This window comes from Xanthomonas prunicola, assembly GCF_025266575.1.
GTDB lineage: Bacteria > Pseudomonadota > Gammaproteobacteria > Xanthomonadales > Xanthomonadaceae > Xanthomonas > Xanthomonas prunicola.
The window spans coordinates 3217145-3235497 of sequence record NZ_CP096142.1 but is presented as its reverse complement, the minus strand read 5'-3'; the positions used below and the strand labels follow the sequence as shown (position 1 = coordinate 3235497).

The 18353-nt window shown below is 64.4% G+C and carries 13 protein-coding genes; 5 read left to right on the top strand and 8 right to left on the bottom strand.

Annotated features, from left to right (window positions below; genetic code table 11):
* Positions 1–44 precede the first annotated feature (44 nt).
* The 5 genes from M0D43_RS13755 to M0D43_RS13735 all read right to left on the bottom strand — a co-directional run bounded on the left by M0D43_RS13755 (position 45) and on the right by M0D43_RS13735 (position 5998).
* Positions 45–2276: an NADP-dependent isocitrate dehydrogenase gene (locus tag M0D43_RS13755; RefSeq protein WP_252161843.1), complete on the bottom strand. Its 2232-nt coding sequence runs from the start codon at positions 2274–2276 to the stop codon at positions 45–47.
* Positions 2277–2637: 361 nt separating this feature from the next.
* A complete protein-coding gene (locus tag M0D43_RS13750) occupies positions 2638–3192 on the bottom strand; it encodes a hypothetical protein (protein WP_252161842.1) in 555 nt (184 codons plus the stop codon).
* 105 nt (positions 3193–3297) lie between these two features.
* The gene (locus tag M0D43_RS13745) at positions 3298–3591 is read right to left on the bottom strand and encodes a LysM peptidoglycan-binding domain-containing protein (protein ID WP_252161841.1); all 294 of its coding nucleotides are present in this window, start codon (positions 3589–3591) and stop codon (positions 3298–3300) included.
* A 101-nt stretch (positions 3592–3692) separates the two neighbouring features.
* Positions 3693–4508 carry an NADPH-dependent 7-cyano-7-deazaguanine reductase QueF gene (gene queF / locus M0D43_RS13740; protein WP_252161840.1) on the bottom strand — a complete coding sequence of 272 codons (816 nt, stop codon included), beginning with the start codon at positions 4506–4508 and terminating at the stop codon, positions 3693–3695.
* Positions 4509–4681: 173 nt separating this feature from the next.
* A complete protein-coding gene (locus M0D43_RS13735) occupies positions 4682–5998 on the bottom strand; it encodes a M20 family metallopeptidase (protein WP_260807258.1) in 1317 nt (438 codons plus the stop codon).
* A gap of 259 nt (positions 5999–6257) precedes the next feature.
* Between M0D43_RS13735 and M0D43_RS13730 the strand changes: the two genes are divergently transcribed.
* From M0D43_RS13730 to M0D43_RS13710, 5 genes are all read left to right on the top strand, one after another.
* Positions 6258–7502 carry an efflux RND transporter periplasmic adaptor subunit gene (locus M0D43_RS13730; protein ID WP_252161839.1) on the top strand — a complete coding sequence of 415 codons (1245 nt, stop codon included), beginning with the start codon at positions 6258–6260 and terminating at the stop codon, positions 7500–7502.
* A 92-nt stretch (positions 7503–7594) separates the two neighbouring features.
* Complete coding sequence (locus tag M0D43_RS13725; RefSeq protein WP_252161838.1) at positions 7595–10843, top strand: efflux RND transporter permease subunit; 3249 nt, start codon at positions 7595–7597, stop codon at positions 10841–10843.
* Between the two features lie 133 nt (positions 10844–10976).
* On the top strand, positions 10977–14117 hold the full coding sequence (locus M0D43_RS13720) for an efflux RND transporter permease subunit (protein WP_252161837.1): 3141 nt from the start codon (positions 10977–10979) through the stop codon (positions 14115–14117).
* A gap of 320 nt (positions 14118–14437) precedes the next feature.
* Positions 14438–14599: a hypothetical protein gene (locus tag M0D43_RS13715; RefSeq protein ID WP_252161836.1), complete on the top strand. Its 162-nt coding sequence runs from the start codon at positions 14438–14440 to the stop codon at positions 14597–14599.
* A 261-nt stretch (positions 14600–14860) separates the two neighbouring features.
* A complete protein-coding gene (locus M0D43_RS13710; protein WP_425510598.1) occupies positions 14861–15295 on the top strand; it encodes a VOC family protein in 435 nt (144 codons plus the stop codon).
* A gap of 47 nt (positions 15296–15342) precedes the next feature.
* Here the strand turns inward: M0D43_RS13710 and hglS are convergent, their stop codons facing one another.
* The 3 genes from hglS to M0D43_RS13695 form a co-directional block, all read right to left on the bottom strand.
* Positions 15343–16710, bottom strand: a complete 1368-nt coding sequence (hglS, locus tag M0D43_RS13705; RefSeq protein ID WP_252161834.1) for a 2-oxoadipate dioxygenase/decarboxylase HglS — start codon at positions 16708–16710, stop codon at positions 15343–15345.
* Positions 16711–16871: 161 nt separating this feature from the next.
* Positions 16872–17489: a hypothetical protein gene (locus M0D43_RS13700; RefSeq protein WP_252161833.1), complete on the bottom strand. Its 618-nt coding sequence runs from the start codon at positions 17487–17489 to the stop codon at positions 16872–16874.
* Between the two features lie 74 nt (positions 17490–17563).
* Positions 17564–18316: an HAD family hydrolase gene (locus M0D43_RS13695; protein WP_101362370.1), complete on the bottom strand. Its 753-nt coding sequence runs from the start codon at positions 18314–18316 to the stop codon at positions 17564–17566.
* Between the last annotated feature and the right edge of the window lie 37 nt (positions 18317–18353).

Genomic DNA, 18353 nt, shown 5'->3' with positions numbered 1-18353 from the left:
TGACGAGCGTACCGACTGAACGCACCGGCACGCGGTGCGCGGGATCAGGCCTTCAGCATGGCCAGCACATCATTAAAGGTCTTGCTCGGGCGCATCGCTTCGCTGACCTTGGCCAGATCAGGATGGTAGTAGCCACCGATCTCCACCGGCTTGCCCTGTGCACCGTTGAGCTCGGCCACGATCGTGGTTTCGTTCTCGGTCAGCGCCTTGGCCAGCGGTGCGAACTTGGCCTGTAATGCGGCGTCTTCGGTCTGCGCGGCCAGGGCCTGCGCCCAGTACATCGCCAGATAGAAATGGCTGCCGCGGTTGTCGAGTTCACCGACCTTGCGTGCCGGCGACTTGTTGTTGTCCAGGAACTGGCCATTGGCCACATCCAGCGCCTTGGCCAGCACCGTGGCCGACGGGTTGTTATAGCGGTTGCCCAGATGCTCCAGCGACGCGGCCAGGGCCAGGAATTCGCCGAGCGAATCCCAGCGCAGGCAGTTCTCTTCGACGAACTGCTGCACGTGCTTGGGCGCCGAACCGCCGGCACCGGTCTCGAACAGGCCGCCGCCGGCCATCAGCGGCACGATGGAGAGCATCTTGGCGCTGGTGCCCAGCTCCATGATCGGGAACAGGTCGGTGAGGTAATCGCGCAGTACGTTGCCGGTGACCGAGATGGTGTCCTGGCCCTTGCGGATGCGCTCCAGCGAGAAGGTGGTGGCCTCCACCGGCGGCAGGATGCGGATATCCAGACCGTTGGTGTCGTGATCCTTCAGATACTGCTCGACCTTGGCAATCACCTGCGCATCGTGCGCGCGTGCCTTGTCCAGCCAGAACACCGCCGGGGTGTCGCTCAGACGTGCGCGCTCGACCGCCAGCTTCACCCAGTCCTGGATCGGCGCGTCCTTGACCTGGCACATGCGCCACAGATCACCGGCTTCCACCGCGTGCTCGAACACCATCTTGCCGTTGGCATCGGTGACCTTGACGGTACCGGCCGCCGACAGCTGGAAGGTCTTGTCGTGCGAGCCGTATTCCTCGGCTTTCTGCGCCATCAAGCCCACGTTGGGCACCGAGCCCATGGTGGACGGATCGAACGCGCCATGCGCCTTGCAGTCATCGATCACCGCCTGATACACGTCGGCGTAGCAGCGGTCCGGAATCACTGCCTTGGTGTCCTGCAACTTGCCGGCGGCATTCCACATCTGGCCGGAGTCGCGGATCATCGCCGGCATGGAGGCGTCGACGATCACGTCGCTAGGCACATGCAGGTTGGTGATGCCCTTGTCCGAATTGACCATCGCCAGACCAGGACGCTGCGCGTATTCGGCCTGGATATCGGCCTTGATCTGCGCCTGCTGCGCTTCCGGCAGCGTGCCGATGCGGGCGTACAGATCGCCGATACCGTTGTTGGGATCGAAGCCGACCGACTTGAGCACATCGGCATGCCTGCTCAGCGTGTCCTTGTAGAACTCACCGACGACGACGCCGAACAGCACCGGGTCGGAGACCTTCATCATGGTGGCTTTCAGATGCACCGAGAACAGCACGTCGCGGGCCTTGGCATCGGCAATCTGCGCGTCGATGAAGCTGGCCAGCGCGCGCTTGCTCAACACGGCGGCATCGACGATTTCGCCGGCTTTGACCGCGACCTTGTCTTTCAGCACGGTGCTGCTGCCGTCGGCACCGACGAATTCGATCTTCAGCGTGCCGGCATCGGCCAGGGTGGTGGACTGCTCGCTCCCGAAGAAATCGCCAGACTCCATGTGCGACACGTGCGACTTGGAATCGCCACTCCACTTGCCCATGCGATGCGGGTGCTTGCGTGCGTAATTCTTCACCGACAGCGGTGCGCGGCGATCGGAATTGCCCTCGCGCAGCACCGGGTTCACCGCGCTGCCCTTGACCTTGTCGTAGCGCGCCTTGACGTCTTTTTCGGTTGCATCCTTGGGCTCGTCCGGATATGCCGGCAGCGCATAACCCTGGCCTTGCAACTCCTTGATCGCAGCCTTGAGCTGGGGCACCGAGGCGCTGATGTTGGGCAGCTTGATGATGTTGGCTTCTGGCGTGGTAGCCAGCTCACCGAGTTCGCCCAGATCGTCGGCAATCTTCTGCTCCTCGCTCAGATACTCGGGAAACAGCGAAAGGATGCGCCCAGCCAACGAGATATCGCGCGTTTCGACCACGATGCCGGCGGTATCGGTGTAGGCATCGATGATCGGCAGCAGCGACTGCGTGGCCAGGTAGGGTGCTTCGTCGGTGAGCGTGTAGAGGATCTTCGGTGTCTTCGACATGAGGTGCGATGGCTCTTGTGGTCGGGAGGAGCGCCGGCATTCACGGACGATGGCAGTGGTGCGCGCGACAGGGGTCGTTGATGGCACACCAGTTGGCCAGCACGTTGGATGCGGCGATGGATCAGCACGGCATTGTCGCGTCTGAGCCGCGCCCGGGTAAAGCGACCACAGGCGGATGCTTCGTCACGTCACACGCCCCATCGACATGGATGCAGCTGTAACGAATACGGGACACAGCAAGAAGGGCGCAGCCTGATGGTCGCGCCCCTCCTGGATGGCTCGATGAACTATCGCGCTACTTCCTGACGGCAGTGAGGTTGCACATGGCCAAGATCGACCGTCGTCACTGCGTCACGCAAACTTACTTGACCGTGATGGTCTGCGGGTTGCCTGCGGGCTTGCCGTCCACCATCACCTGCGCGGTGTAGGTGCCGGCCGGCCAACCATCTGGCTTGCTGAAGCTGAGGTTGGTGGTATCAGCGCCGGTCGTGTTCAACGTGGCGTTCTGCTCGCCTGCCACTTGACCATCCTGATAGGTCAGCTTGGCCGACACGGCAACATTGCTGGCACTGCCATCGGTCTTGACCGACACGATGATGGTGTCCTTGGTGCCAACGTTGGACGATGGAGTGACCGTTTTATCAGCTGCGGCCTTCGTGCCGACGACCACGCTGGAAACCGTCACCGCGCCACCCATTGCAGCGCCGCCATCGGTGCTGGCTGCGCCAGTCGTGCTGCTCTGCCCCGCCTGATCGCTGGCCGGCGGTGTGGCTGCCGGGCCGGGCATTGCTTCGGTGGGGGCGCCGGAGGTTGGGTCCTTGGACACGCTGTCATCGGTCTTCTTGCTGCAACCGGACAATGCCAGGACGCCGGCCAACGCGATAACGAGGCTGCTGGAAACGCACTTAGTGGACATGAATAAGTTCTCCGATAACGAAACACCCGCACTTGGTGTTTGGATGTTTTGTGGGTTTAGACAATGGGTAATCGGCAAGCACTAGCTCTTAGAAACCAGCTGCTTTCATGAGTTGGCAGGAAGACGCAGGACCTGGCCCGGAAAAATTTTGTCCGGATCTTTCAGCGTTTCGCGGTTGGCTTCGAAAATACGTGGCCATAGATTGCCGTCGCCCAGGTGGCGTTTGGCAATACTGGACAGGCTATCGCCGGCCTGGACGGTGACCGATTCTTCGACGAGCTTGGCAGTGCTTTCTACACTGGTACGCACGTTGGAAAAATCCGGTGCAGGCGTGACATCGGCGGTACTGTCGACCGAAGAGGTGACGTTGGAAAAATCTGCTTTCTTGTCGACACTCATTGCTGCAACCCCTGTGCATCGCGGTAGCAGCAGGGTGCGCGGGGTGCCGTTAAGCGTGGATCGCGCCGCCGTGAAGCCGGCGCGATCCCGTATGCGTAGGCTTACTGACGCAGGTCGCGAAAAATCGACAGCGACCTCGGAACGCTCGGCGAGCTGCGCAGCGGATTAATGTCCAGGCCGCCACGACGTGTATAGCGTGCTTCTACTACCAACCACTCCGGTGCGCACCGCGTCAGTACGTCGTTGAAAATACGCTCGACGCATTGCTCGTGAAATTCGGCGTGGTCACGAAAACTCACCAGATAGCGCAACAGCCCTTCGCGGTCGATCGGTGCGCCGCGGTAACGCAGCGTGACGCTGGCCCAATCCGGCTGACCGGTGACCGGGCAATTGGATTTGAGCAAGGCCGAGGTCAGCACTTCTTCCACCACTGGCTGCGCCTGTGCGGAAAGGTACGCGGCATTCGGTGGGCCGTAATCGTCGATGCTGACGTCGAGTGCGTCGATCGATTCGCCCTCACCCACCGCGTCGATCGGCGGCAGGCCGAACTCCACCGCCACATCGGCACCGGCACGCGTCGACAGATCGGTGGCGATGCGCGTACGCACCGCTTCGGCGCTGTTGAAGCGGGTAGCGTTGAGCGAATTGAGATACAGCTTGAGCGATTTGGATTCGATCAGCGACGGCGAGTCGCATGGCACATGCAGGGTGGCCGTCGCCACGCAGGGCTTGCCTTGCGCATCGAGCCAGCTCAGCTCGTAGGCGTGCCAGCGATCGTGCCCGATGAAGGGCAAGGCGCCGGTCAGGCCAATCGCCTCGCGCCCGGCCCAGCGCGGAATCGGAAACAACAGCGACGGGTCGTAGCCGCTGGGATAGGCAACCTCACGACCGAGGGTGGACTCTTCTGGAGTATTCATCGCGCCATCTTAGGCGGAGCGGGCTGGCCGTGAGGTGTATAGCGGACGCTGGAGCGAGCTGGCAACAGAAGCAGCGGGCCGTCAAGCGACCCGCCGCCCCACACGATCACCAACGCTCAGCGGAACCCGCGCAACTGCACACGATTCCCGATTCCCGATTCCCGATTCCCGATTCAGCCAGCCTCGCCCTGATGCAGGTAATCCAGCGACACCTGCAACAGGGCGCGCAAGCCCACATCGAGCGACGACTCGTCCAACAGGAACTGCGGCGAGTGATTGCTGGGCGCGGTGGCCGGGTCGATGCCCTTGGCGGTGGAGCCGACGAAGAAGAACATCGACGGCACCTGCTGGGCGTAGAACGAAAAGTCTTCGGCGCCCATCTGCAACGGCGGCTCGTAGACATTGTCGGCGCCCACCACGGCCTGCAGGCTGGGGAGCATCTTGGCAGTCAGTGACGGGTCGTTGACGGTGGCGGGGTTGCCTGGCTGATCCGGCACCTGCGCCTCGACCTTGGCCCCATGCGCAGCAGCGGTGTGTTCGGCCACATTCTTGAGATCGGCAAAGATCTGCTGGCGCATGCCCTCGTCGAAGGTGCGAATGGTGCCGACCATTTCTACATCGTCGGGGATGATGTTGTAGCGGATGCCGCCCTTGATCGCGCCGAAGCTCAGCACGGCCGGCTGCTTGGACAGGTTGGCGCGGCGGCTGATCACTGTTTGCGCGGCGCCGATCATGTCGGCGCTGGCCACGATCGGGTCGATGCCGTTCCACGGTGCCGAGCCATGGGTCTGTCGACCGATCATCTTGATTGCGAAGCGGTCCGACGCCGCCATCAGTGGCCCCCCGCGCACGGCGATCTTGCCGGCCTGCACGCTGGAGAACACATGCAGGCCGAATACCGCCTGCGGCTTGAAGTCGACGAACAGGCCCTCTTTCAGCATCAGCGAGGCGCCACCCTCTTCATTACCGGGCGCGCCTTCTTCGGAGGGCTGGAAGATGAGCATCACCTCGCCCGGTAACTGATCGCGCATACCGACCAGCGCCTCGGCCACGCCGAGCAGGATGGCGGTGTGGGCGTCGTGGCCGCAGGCGTGCATCACACCGACCTGCTCGCCGCGGTACTCGGCGGTGACCTTGGAGGCGAACGGCAGCCCGGTCTGCTCCTTCACCGGCAGCGCGTCCATGTCCGCACGCAGGGCGATCTTCGGCCCCGGCTTGCCGCCCTTGATGATGGCCACCACGCCGTGATGGGCGATACCGGTGCGCGGTTTGAGGCCGAGTTTGCGCAGCTGCGCGGCCACGGCGGCGGCGGTGCGCTCCTCGCGGTTAGAGAGCTCGGGGTGCTGGTGGAAGTCGCGGCGCCATTGCACCACCTTGGCCTGCAGCGGGGCAGCGGCGGCCTGAACTTCGGGCCGTTGCGCGGTCTGCGCGGCGGCGAGCGTGGGCAGGGCGAGCAGCAGCGCGCTGGTCAGCAGGCGGGAGGGGCGCATCGGCAATCCTCTGAAGATGGTTGCCTAATGTAGTTCAGGCGCATGCTGGATGGGCTGCAGTGGGCCCCGATTCAGCTAGGCGGTCAACCGTGGCAGGCATGGTGCGTTGCTTCCGGGGTGCAACTGTGACCATTGCTGTCGTTTCGCCGGCCGAGCCGTTACTTCAGTAACGCTCAATTGGTGTGACGCAACGATATGCTTCGCACAGCCGCCCCACGGTCGCACCCAAGCGCCCGGCCCGCCCCTCAGGAGTTGTCGCATGTCGCGTTTTTGGAAGATCACACTGCTGGTTGTAGCGGTGCTCGTCGTGGTGTTCGTCGCAATGCGGATGATGGGTGAGAGCCACCACGGCAAGCGTGCAGGCGCACAGGACGGCAACGACCCCGAAAACAGCGGTCCGGTGCCGGTCACAGTGGTGGCGGCCACCACGCAGGATGTGCCGGTCTATGCCAGCGCGCTGGGTACGGTCACCGCGCTCAATACAGTTACGGTCAGCCCGCAGGTCGGCGGCCAGCTCATGAGCCTGAATTTCAAGGAAGGCCAGGAAGTGAAGAAGGGCGATCTGCTGGCGCAGATCGATCCACGCACGCTGCAGGCCAGCTACGACCAGGCGTTGGCGGCCAAGCGCCAGAACCAGGCGCTGTTGGCAACCTCGCGGGTCAACTATCAGCGCTCCAACGACCCTGCCTACAAGCAGTACGTCTCGCGCACAGACCTGGATACTCAACGCAATCAGGTTGCCCAGTACGAGGCCGCGGTCTCTGCCAACGATGCGCAGATGCGCTCGGCGCAGGTGCAGTTGCAGTTCACCCGCATCACCGCACCCATCGACGGCATCGCCGGCATCCGCGGCGTGGACGTGGGCAACATCGTCAGCAGCACCTCCACCATCGTCACACTGACCCAGATCCGCCCGATCTACGTGTCCTTCAACCTGCCCGAGCGTGAGTTGCAGGCCGTGCGCGCCGGCCAGGCGGCGACGCCACTGTCCGTGGCAGCACTGGACCGCGGCGATGCGCATGTGATCAGCGGCGACGGCAAGCTGGATGTGATCGACAACCGCATTTCCGCCGACAGCGGCACCTTCGGCGCGCGCGCGATCTTCGGCAATACCGACAACGCGCTGTGGCCGGGTCAGTTCGTCAACGTACGCCTGCAGCTGCGCACCATCGCCGGCGGCACCGTGGTGCCGACCCAGTCGGTACAGCGCGGCCCGGACGGCGATTACGTCTATGTGGTGGGCAGTGACAACACCGCACAGATGCGCACCGTGGTGCAGGGCGTGGAGGTGGACGACAGCCATGTGCAGGTGACCAAGGGCCTCAATCCCGGCGAGCGCGTGGTGACCGAAGGCCAGTTCCGCCTGAAGCCGGGCAGCAAGGTCAGCGCGCTCAAACCAGGCCAGACGCCGCCGGAGCCGACCGAGGCCGAACTCAAGGCTGCGCACGACAAACAGGGCCGTGCGGGTGGCACCGGCGGCCGTCGTGGCGGCGGTCCACGCTAATCCTCGACCACCGGCGACGGACCTTCCGTCGCCGATGTGCGTCGGCGCTGCATGCGCCGGCTTCGCTTGACGTCTTCAGCAAGGACACCCCCGTGGGCTTTTCGACCATCTTCATCCGCCGCCCGATCGCCACTTCGTTGTTGATGGCCGGCGTCCTGCTGTTAGGCATTCTCGGTTACCGTCAACTGCCGGTCTCTGCATTGCCGGAAATCGACGCCCCCAGCTTGGTCGTCACCACCCAGTACCCCGGTGCCAATGCGACCACCATGGCCTCATTGGTGACCACGCCGCTGGAGCGCCAGTTCGGGCAGATCTCCGGCCTGCAGATGATGACCTCCGATTCGTCGGCGGGCCTGTCCACCATCATTCTGCAGTTCTCGATGGAGCGCGATATCGATATCGCCTCGCAGGATGTGCAGGCGGCGATCCGCCAGGCCACCCTGCCCTCCTCGCTGCCGTACCAGCCGGTCTATAACCGGGTCAACCCGGCCGACGCGGCGATTCTCACGCTCAAGCTCACCTCCGATTCGCTACCGCTGCGCGAGGTCAACCGCTACGCGGATGCGATTCTGGCCCAGCGTCTGTCGCAGGTACCGGGTGTGGGCCTGGTCTCGATCGCCGGCAACGTCCGCCCTGCGGTGCGCATCCAGGTCAATCCGGCACAGCTGTCCAACATGGGCCTGACCATGGAGTCGCTGCGCAGCGCGCTGACCCAGACCAACGTCAGCGCGCCGAAGGGATCGCTCAACGGCAAGACCCAGTCCTACAGCATCGGCACCAACGACCAGCTCACCGATGCGGCGCAGTACCGCGACACCATCATCAGCTACAAGGATGGCCGCCCGGTGCGGCTGGCGGATGTGGCCAACGTGGTCGATGGCGTGGAAAACGACCAGCTTGCCGCCTGGGCCGACGGCAAGCAGGCGGTACTGCTGGAGATCCGCCGCCAGCCGGGCGCCAACATCGTGCAGACGGTGGAGCAGATCCGCAGCATCCTGCCGCAGTTGCAGTCGGTGTTGCCGGCCGATGTGCATCTGGAGGTGTTCTCCGACCGCACCGAAACCATCCGCGCCTCGGTGCACGAAGTGAAGTTCACCCTGGTGCTGACCATTGCGCTGGTGGTGGCGGTGATCTTCGTGTTCCTGCGCCGGCTATGGGCCACCATCATTCCCTCGGTGGCGGTGCCGCTGTCGCTGGCCGGCACCTTCGCGGTGATGGCATTTGCGGGCATGTCGCTGGACAACCTGTCGCTGATGGCGCTGGTGGTGGCCACCGGGTTCGTGGTCGACGATGCGATCGTGATGATCGAAAACATCGTGCGCTACATCGAGCAGGGCAAGAGCGGGCCGGAAGCGGCCGAGATCGGCGCCAAGCAGATCGGTTTCACCGTGTTGTCGCTGACCGTGTCGCTGGTGGCGGTGTTCCTGCCGCTGCTGCTGATGCCCGGCGTGACCGGGCGACTCTTTCACGAGTTTGCGTGGGTGCTGTCGATTGCGGTGGTGATCTCGATGCTGGTGTCGCTGACGCTGACGCCGATGATGTGCGCCTACCTGCTCAAGCCCGATGCCTTGCCCGAAGGCGAAGACGCGCACGAGCGCGCAACCGCCACCGGCAAGCGCAATCTGTGGACGCGCACCGTGGGCACTTACGAGCGCAGCCTGGACTGGGTGCTTGCCCATCAACCGCTGACCCTGGCGGTGGCGATCGGCGCGGTAGCGTTGACGGTGGTGCTGTATGTGGTCATCCCCAAGGGTTTGCTGCCCGAGCAGGACACCGGCCTGATCACCGGCGTGGTACAGGCCGACCAGAACGTGGCGTTCCCGCAGATGGAGCAGCGCACCCAGGCGGTTGCTGCCGCCTTGCGGAAAGACCCGGCGGTGACCGGCGTGGCGGCCTTCATCGGCGCCGGCACCATGAACCCCACCCTCAACCAGGGCCAGCTGTCGATCGTGCTGAAGACGCGCGGTGACCGCGATGGTCTGGATGAGGTACTGCCGCGCCTGCAGAAAGCCGTGGCCGGCATTCCGGGCGTGGCCTTGTTCCTCAAGCCGGTCCAGGACGTCACCCTGGACACGCGTGTGGCCGCGACCGAATACCAGTACTCGATCTCGGACGTGGACAGCAGCGAGCTGGCGACCTGGGCCGGGCGCATGACCGAGGCGATGCGCCAACTGCCCGAGCTGGCGGATGTGGACAACAACCTGGCCAACCAGGGGCGTGCGCTGGAATTGAACATCGACCGCGACAAGGCCAGCATGCTCGGCGTGCCGATGCAGACCATCGACGACACGCTGTACGACTCGTTCGGCCAGCGCCAGATCTCCACCATCTTCACCGAGCTCAATCAGTACCGCGTGGTGCTGGAAGTGGCGCCGGAATTCCGCAGCAGCACGGCATTGATGAACCAGCTGGCCGTGGCCAGCAACGGCAGCGGCGCGCTGACCGGCACCAACGCCACCAGCTTCGGCCAGGTGACCTCGTCCAACTCGTCCACGGCCACCGGTGTGGGCGCGCAGAACACCGGCATCGTGGTCGGCGCCGGCAGCATCATTCCGCTGGCCGCTTTGGCCGAAGCCAAGGTCACCAACACACCGTTGGTGGTGAGCCACCAGCAGCAGCTGCCCGCAGTCACGATCTCGTTCAATCTGGCGCCAGGCCATTCGCTGTCGCAGGCCGTGGCGGCGATCGAAAAAGCGCGCGAAGAGCTCAAGATCCCGACCCAGGTGCATGCGCAGTTCGTCGGCAAGGCCGCCGAATTCACCGGCAGCCAGACCGACATCGTGTGGCTGCTGCTGGCCTCGATCGTGGTGATCTACATCGTGCTGGGCGTGTTGTACGAAAGCTACATCCACCCGTTGACGATCATCTCCACGCTGCCGCCAGCCGGTGTCGGTGCGTTGCTGGCCTTGATGATGTGCGGGCTCAGCCTGTCGGTGGACGGCATCGTCGGCATCGTGCTGCTGATCGGCATCGTCAAGAAAAACGCCATCATGATGATCGACTTCGCCATCGACGCACGCCGCGAAGGGGCGAACGCGCACGATGCGATCCGGCGCGCCTGCCTGCTGCGCTTCCGTCCGATCATGATGACCACCGCTGCGGCCATGCTGGGCGCCTTGCCGCTGGCCCTGGGCACTGGCATCGGCTCGGAACTGCGCCGCCCGCTCGGCATCGCCATTGTCGGCGGCCTGCTGCTCTCGCAGTTGGTGACGCTGTACACCACCCCGGTGATCTATCTGTACATGGAACGCGGCGGCGAACGGCTGCGTGCCTGGCGTGCGCAGCGGGCGGCGCGCCGTGACGGCGTCACTGCGGCATCCGCATCGGAGCGCTCGGCATGACCACCGATGGCGTCATCGCCGATCGGTCTGCCTGCCTGCGGCATCGCCTTCCCGCACGCGCGTATGGCGGCTGCGCTGGCTATTGCCTTTCCCGATTCCCGAATCCCGATTCACGATTCCCGGCAGTCACCTCATGAACATCTCCGCGCCCTTCATCAAGCGCCCGATCGGCACCTCGTTGCTGGCGATCGGTTTGTTCGTGATTGGATTGATGTGCTACCTGCGGCTGGGCGTGGCGTCGTTGCCGAACATCCAGATTCCGATCATCTTCGTGCACGCCACCCAATCCGGTGCCGACGCCAGCACCATGGCCTCCACGGTCACCGCACCGCTGGAACGTCACCTGGGCCAATTGCCCGGGATCGACCGCATGCGCTCGTCCAGTTCGGAGAGCAGCAGCCTGGTCGTGCTGGTGTTCCAGAGCAGTCGCAATATCGATTCGGCCGCGCAGGACATCCAGACCGCGATCAATGCATCGCAGTCGGACCTGCCCTCCGGACTCAGTACGCCGATGTACTCCAAGGCCAACCCGAACGACGACCCGGTGATCGCCATCGCGTTGACCTCGGACACGCAATCGGCCGATGAACTCTACAACGTGGCCGACTCGCTGCTTGCACAGCGGCTACGCCAGATCACCGGCATCAGCTCGGTGGACATCGCCGGTGCCTCCACGCCTGCGGTGCGCGTAGATGTGGACCTGCGCGCGCTCAACGCGCTAGGCCTGACCCCGGACAATCTGCGCAATGCGGTGCGCGCAGCCAATGTCACCTCGCCGACCGGATTCCTGTCCGACGGCAACACCACCATGGCCATCATCGCCAACGATTCGGTGTCCAAGGCCGCCGATTTTGCGCAGCTGGCGATCGCCACGCAGTCCAACGGACGCATCGTCCGGCTGGGCGATGTGGCCACCGTCTACGACGGTCAGCAGGATGCCTATCAAGCCGCCTGGTTCAACGGCAAACCGGCGGTGGTGATGTATGCCTTTACCCGCGCCGGCGCCAATATCGTCGAAACCGTGGACCAGGTGAAGGCGCAGATTCCCGAGCTGCGCAGCTACCTACAACCCGGCACCACGCTCACGCCCTACTTCGACCGCACCCCCACCATCCGCGCCTCGCTGCACGAGGTGCAGGCCACGCTGATGATCAGTCTGGTGATGGTGATCCTGACCATGGCGCTGTTCCTGCGCCGCCTGGCGCCGACGCTGATCGCGGCGATCACCGTGCCGCTGTCGCTGGCTGGCTCGGCGCTGGTGATGTACGTGCTCGGCTTCACCTTGAACAACCTCAGCCTGCTGGCGTTGGTGATCGCCATTGGCTTCGTGGTCGACGATGCGATCGTCGTGATCGAAAACGTCATGCGCCATCTCGACGAAGGCATGTCGCGCATGGAAGCGGCGTTAACCGGTGCGCGCGAGATCGGCTTTACCATCGTCTCCATCACGGCCTCGCTGGTGGCAGTGTTTATCCCGATGCTGTTCGCCAGCGGCATGGTCGGTGCGTTCTTCCGCGAGTTCACCGTGACCTTGGTGGCGGCGATCGTGTTCTCGATGCTGGTGTCGCTGACCTTGACGCCTGCGCTATGCAGCCGCTTCCTGTCGGCGCACAGCGAGCTGGAAAAACCGAGCCGTTTCGGCGCCTGGCTGGACCGCATGCACGAGCGCATGTTGCGTGTGTACACGGTGGCGCTGGATTTCTCGCTACGCCACGCGCTGCTGCTGTCGTTGACGCCGTTGTTGCTGATCGCCGCCACCATCTTTCTGGGTAGTGCGGTCAAAAAGGGCTCGTTTCCCGCACAGGACACCGGCCTGATCTGGGGCCGCGCCAATTCCAGCGCCACGGTGTCGTTCGCCGACATGGTCAGCCGCCAGCGCCGCATCACCGACATGCTGATGGCCGATCCGGCGGTGAAAACCGTCGGCGCACGCCTGGGCTCCGGCCGTCAGGGCTCCAGCGCATCGTTCAATATCCAGCTGAAAAAGCGCGATGAAGGCCGTCGTGACACCACCGCGGACGTGGTTGCACGTCTGAGCGCCAAGGCCGACCGTTACCCGGATCTTGACCTGCGCCTGCGTGCGATCCAGGACCTGCCCAGCGACGGCGGCGGCGGCACCAGCCAGGGCGCCCAATACCGCGTCTCGCTGCAGGGCAACGACCTGGCGCAATTGCAGGAATGGCTGCCCAAACTGCAGGCGGCGTTGAAAAAGAACCCACGCCTGCGCGATGTCGGCACCGATGTGGATACCTCGGGCCTGCGCCAGAACATCGTGATCGACCGCGCCAAGGCCGCGCGTCTGGGCATTACGGTCGGCGCCATCGATGGCGCGCTGTATGGCGCGTTCGGCCAGCGCTCCATTTCCACCATCTATTCCGATCTCAATCAGTACAGCGTGGTGGTCAATGCCCTGCCGTCGCAGACGGCCACGCCCAAGGCGCTGGACCAGATCTTCGTGCCCAACCGTGCAGGGCAAATGGTGCCGATCACCGCCGTCGCCACTCAGGTCCCGGGCCTGGCGCCGCCGCAGATCATTCATGAAAACCAGTACGCCACGATGGATCTGAGCTACAACCTGGCGCCGGGCGTCAGCACCGGCGAGGCGGATCTGATCATCAAATCCACTGTGGACGGCTTGCGCATGCCCGACGGCATCCGCCTCAGTGGTGACGACAGTTTCAACGTGCAGCTCAGCCCCAATTCGATGGGCATTCTGCTGCTGGCGGCGGTGCTCACCGTCTACATCGTGCTGGGCATGCTCTACGAGAGCCTGATCCACCCGGTCACCATCCTGTCCACCTTGCCAGCTGCCGGTGTCGGCGCGCTGCTGGCGTTGTTCATCACCAATACCGAACTGTCGGTGATCTCGATGATCGCGCTGGTGCTGCTGATCGGCATCGTCAAGAAGAACGCCATCATGATGATCGACTTCGCGCTGGTGGCGCAGCGCGTGCACGGCATGGATGCGCGCGCGGCCGCACGCGAGGCGTCGATCGTGCGCTTCCGCCCGATCATGATGACCACGATGGTGGCGATCCTGGCCGCCGTGCCGCTGGCGGTCGGCCTGGGCGAAGGCTCTGAGCTGCGCCGCCCGCTGGGCATCGCAATGATCGGCGGGCTGGTGTTCTCGCAGAGCCTGACCCTGCTCAGCACCCCGGCGCTGTACGTGATTTTCTCGTGCCTGAGCGAGCGCTGGAAAGCGCGTCGCGCACGTGCGCGCGCACGCCGTGCCGAACGCGCTGCGGCACGGCGTCCGGCGGCACAAGCGCACTGAGGTTTCGCACTGAAGACCGCTCAGCCCGGCGGTACGGTCTTCAGTGTGTTGCGGCGCAGCCACGCAGACATAGCCGCATGCGTTTCGGCACGAAGTGATGTCACCAGCAACCGCTACGCTCAAGCGACCGCGACTGCTGCACGTGGCCGTGTCGGGAGGTAGGCTGCGCTGGTTGCGGCGCATGCCCACCCCGGCAATGCACGTAGCGATCTCGACCTGCAACCGGACCTGATGGCCGACAACATCGGCCTGGTTTTGACTGGACAGAACCGCACGCAGGACTCCGCGCCGTCGCCGACTTGCTTCCAAAGAACTGCCCGATGCACATCACGCCCTATCTGTATTTTGAAGGCACTTGCCGCGCGGCCTTCGTGCACTACCAGCACGTGCTGGGCGGCGAACTGATGCTGACCACCTATGCGCAATGCCACCGCACGCTGGATCTGGCATGTCGATCGACGCTGCGGCAGCTGACCTGGTGATGCACGTGACGCTCGCTGGATCGAAGGGCCCACTGCTGATGGGCTCGGACCTGCCACCAGGCCAGCAGCTGCAGGGCGCCCAACCGGTGTCGGTCGGGCTCGGTTTCGACGATACCCTTGAGGCCGAACGCACGCATGCGGCGTTGGCGGGGGCGGTCAGGTGCAGATGGCGTTCGGCGAAACCTTCTGGGCCGAAGGCTTCGGCATGTGTACCGACCGCTTCGGCATCCAAGGGCTGGTCAACGGCCGTTACCGGAGCTTTTGATTACCACGCCAGTCACGCCGCAGGAGACCCTGCATGATCACGCAAATCTGCGTCAACCTGCCGGTCGAGTCGCTGCCGCGCGCGGTCGCTTTCTTCACCGCCATGGGCTCACGTTCAATCCGGCCTCCGCCGATGAGAACGCCACCTGCCTGATCCTGGGCGAAAACATTTTCGCGATGTTGCTGGTCAAGCCGTTCTTCCAGGGTTTCAGCCACAAAGGCATCTGCGATACGGCAAATGCTGCAGAAACCATCACTGCATTGGCGGTAAGCAGCCGCGCCGAGGTCGACGCGCTAGTGAGCAAAGCACGCGCGGCCGGTGGGCAGATCGACGGCGAAGCAAAGGATTATGGCGTCATGTATCAACACGGCTTTGCCGACCCGGACGGCCACCTATGGGAGGTCTTCCACAGTAGCGGCGCGCCGGGCTGACGCCCCAGTGGAGCCGCGCGCAATACAGCACTGCGCGCAGCCGCCGGCTACACCAGCAAGCCCTGCAAGGACTCACGCTCCAACTGTGCGTACAGCGCGAATTCGTCGTGCACCTGCGCACCGAGCGCCTGTTCGAAACTGCACTTGCTCGAATGTGCGGCATAGGCGCGCTGTTCGGCACCACCGAGGTTGGACTGGAAGATGCCGGCCGCACTGACCGGCAAAAAATCTTCGTAGATGATCGGGTCGGCGCTGACCAAGCCGAGCGCGATCGCGGTTTCTGCCGGCATCGCGGCCACCTGCGCCGGGTCGGCGCGGCCGGCGTCGGTGAGCGCATAGCGGAAATACCCCAGCCCTTCCTGACGCAGCAGTGCCTCGTCGTCTGGAAAGGCCACGAACGCGGTCTGCAGGCGGGTGGCGTAATCGGCACCGGTGCTGCCGGCGCCATCGGCGTCGCGCGCCTGCGCCAGCAGCGCGTCATACAGCGCGCGGCCCTTGGGCGTCAACGCGAGTCCGCGCTGTTCGATTTCACCAAAGCGCGCGGTATGCGTGCCGTGCTCGGGCTGCCCGCCGTCGCCGACAAAGCGCACCGGCTCTTCCAGCGCCTTGAAACTGGTCTGGCGCAGCAGGATCGGCACGCGCCGACGCGGCGGCCCCTCGATCACCGCCTTCGCATCGATGCCGGCACCCTGCATCTGCGCCTGCGCCGCGTCGATATCCAGCGTGCGCGGGGTGAGGTGATTGATGTGCGGGCCGTGGAAGCTCACCACGTCGGCAATCAATTTATGCGCCTCACTCAGTGCGCGATAGGTCGGCAGCGACACCGTGGCATCGCCATGCCAGCGGAAGGTTTCCAGCGCTTCGGCCACGAACTGCCGTGCCTGGTCGGCATCCAGCCCGCCTTGCTGTTCGTAGCGCTCGATCAACTGCAAGGCGCCGACGGTAAAGATCTGTCGCTGCTGCAGGATCTGCTCGGCCTGTGTGCGCAGCGTGGCGTCTTCGATCAACTCCAGCCGCAGCAGCGAGGTGAACACGCGAAACGGATTGGCCGACAGCGCCGCCTCGTCGATCGGGCGGAACGCGGTGGAATGCACCGGTACCCCCGCCACCGAGAGGTCGTAATAGCCCACCGGGTGCATGCCCATCACCGCAAACAGGCGCCCCAAGGTAGCCAGTTCCGCCGCCGTGCCGACCCGGATCGCGCCGTGCCGCTCCAGATCCAGCCGTGCGCGCTCGTCGTTGCGCTGCAGCCGTGCCGCCAGCGCAGGATCGGCCTGCAGCGTCTGCGCATTGACCTGCGCCACCAGCGACATCAGATCGCCATACAACGGCACCTCGGCGCGATACATGTCCGACATCGCCTGGGCGAACAGGCTGCGGATGTGATCGGAACAGACAAACACGGTGTCGCGCATGGCATGGTCTTGGCAAAGGCCGGCCGATGCCAGCGTTACCGCATTCTCGCCGACCGCGCCCTGTGGCGGCCAGCTGCACGGCAGCATCGCAGGCCACGTGTTGGCGTGCAGACAGCCACACAATGCAGGCGTGCGCGGGCCGCAACGACGCAACGACCGCGTTACAGCCCGGCCTGCGCCGCTGCTTCGGCCGCTTCGCTGGCCTGGCGCGCCGCTTCCAGGCGCTGCGCAGGATCGCCGAGCTGACGGCGCAACAACGCGTCCAGGGTGATCGGGCGTTCCCAGCGGTCGTAGCTGGCGACGATGGCGTGCCGCAGTGCGCGCATATGCGCGTTGTCCGGCACCACCGATAGCCGCGTGATCACGCCCTCCCAGCCATCGTGATGGTCGCGGCTATAGGCGCGTACGGTGTCGCGGCACGACAGTTGCACGGTCTGCGCCCAGAAACACGCGAAATAGATATCTCCCGCATGCCAGCCGTGCACTTGCAGCAACGCCTGCACGTACACGCGCGGCGTACCGGTATAGCGCGCCACCTCATCGATGAAGCTGGCCGGATAGCGCTGCGCATAACTGCCCATGTCGGCCAGATGCTGGTCCACCCAGCCATCTCCGGTGCCCGGGATCGCCCCCGGCGCCGATTCTTTCGTTGCGGCAGCTGTTGTGGATGCCGGCGAAGTTTGCGCACCGACCAGCGACGGCCACAGCAATGCCGCCAGCAAGGACAGAGCGCGCAACACGGATGAGCGGGACGCAGGCATGTACAGATGATGCCGCATGCCTGCGGTGCTGTCAGTTCTAAGACGGTCTGCACCAGCCGATACGAACGACCTTGTGGTCAACACCGATTGGCCTAGCGCTGCTGCCGTGCCAACGCATCCAACGCATGCACTGCTGCCGGCCAGCCGGCAGCGTCGGGCACTTCGCGCATACGCGGTTCGTCGGTGGCCAAACCGTGCTCCTGCTCGTGCGCCCAGGTCACCGCGTACGGGGTGTAGATGCCCCAGCCACCGATGGCCAGCACCGGCTCCACGTCCGAACGCAGCGAATTGCCGATCATGACAAACCGCTGCGCCGGCAGATCGAATTCACCGAGCACGCGCGCATAGGTCTGCGGATCCTTTTCAGACACCACTTCGATCCGCGGGAACAGATCCGCCAGGCCGGACTGCGCGATCTTCTGTTCCTGGTGGAACAGGTCGCCCTTGGTGATCAGCACCACTGCGTAATCGGCGGCAATCGCACTGACTGCCTCGCGCACACCGGCAATCACGTCCACCGGGTGCTGCAGCGTGGCACGGCCGATCTCGACGATGCGCTGGATATCGCTGGCTGCGATGCGCGCCTGCGTCAGTTCGATTGCGGTTTCGATCATCGACAGCGTCATGCCCTTGGCGCCGTAACCGAACACCTTGAGGTTGCGTCGCTCTACCGCCAGCAGATGCTGTTGCATGCGGCTATCGCCCAGATCCAGATAACCGGACAGGATCGCTTCGAAATCCGCTTCGGCGGTGCGGTAATAGTCCTCGCTTTTCCAAAGGGTATCGTCGCCGTCGAAACCGACCAGTTGGATCGCCTGGCCGTCGCGTTGTGCAAGTGCGCTCATCGGGCCAGTTTAGCAGCGCACCAATCTGGCGCTGTGC

Excerpts from the sequence above, each read along its gene's own strand:
- M0D43_RS13700 (WP_252161833.1), bottom strand. The coding sequence starts at position 17,489 with ATGCGGCATCATCTGTACATGCCTGCGTCCCGCTCATCCGTGTTGCGC.
- M0D43_RS13715 (WP_252161836.1), top strand. The coding sequence starts at position 14,438 with ATGCACATCACGCCCTATCTGTATTTTGAAGGCACTTGCCGCGCGGCC.
- M0D43_RS13720 (WP_252161837.1), top strand. The coding sequence starts at position 10,977 with ATGAACATCTCCGCGCCCTTCATCAAGCGCCCGATCGGCACCTCGTTG.
- M0D43_RS13730 (WP_252161839.1), top strand. The coding sequence starts at position 6,258 with ATGTCGCGTTTTTGGAAGATCACACTGCTGGTTGTAGCGGTGCTCGTC.
- M0D43_RS13695 (WP_101362370.1), bottom strand. The coding sequence starts at position 18,316 with ATGAGCGCACTTGCACAACGCGACGGCCAGGCGATCCAACTGGTCGGT.
- M0D43_RS13735 (WP_260807258.1), bottom strand. The coding sequence starts at position 5,998 with ATGCGCCCCTCCCGCCTGCTGACCAGCGCGCTGCTGCTCGCCCTGCCC.
- M0D43_RS13750 (WP_252161842.1), bottom strand. The coding sequence starts at position 3,192 with ATGTCCACTAAGTGCGTTTCCAGCAGCCTCGTTATCGCGTTGGCCGGC.
- M0D43_RS13755 (WP_252161843.1), bottom strand. The coding sequence starts at position 2,276 with ATGTCGAAGACACCGAAGATCCTCTACACGCTCACCGACGAAGCACCC.
- M0D43_RS13745 (WP_252161841.1), bottom strand. The coding sequence starts at position 3,591 with ATGAGTGTCGACAAGAAAGCAGATTTTTCCAACGTCACCTCTTCGGTC.
- queF (WP_252161840.1), bottom strand. The coding sequence starts at position 4,508 with ATGAATACTCCAGAAGAGTCCACCCTCGGTCGTGAGGTTGCCTATCCC.
- hglS (WP_252161834.1), bottom strand. The coding sequence starts at position 16,710 with ATGCGCGACACCGTGTTTGTCTGTTCCGATCACATCCGCAGCCTGTTC.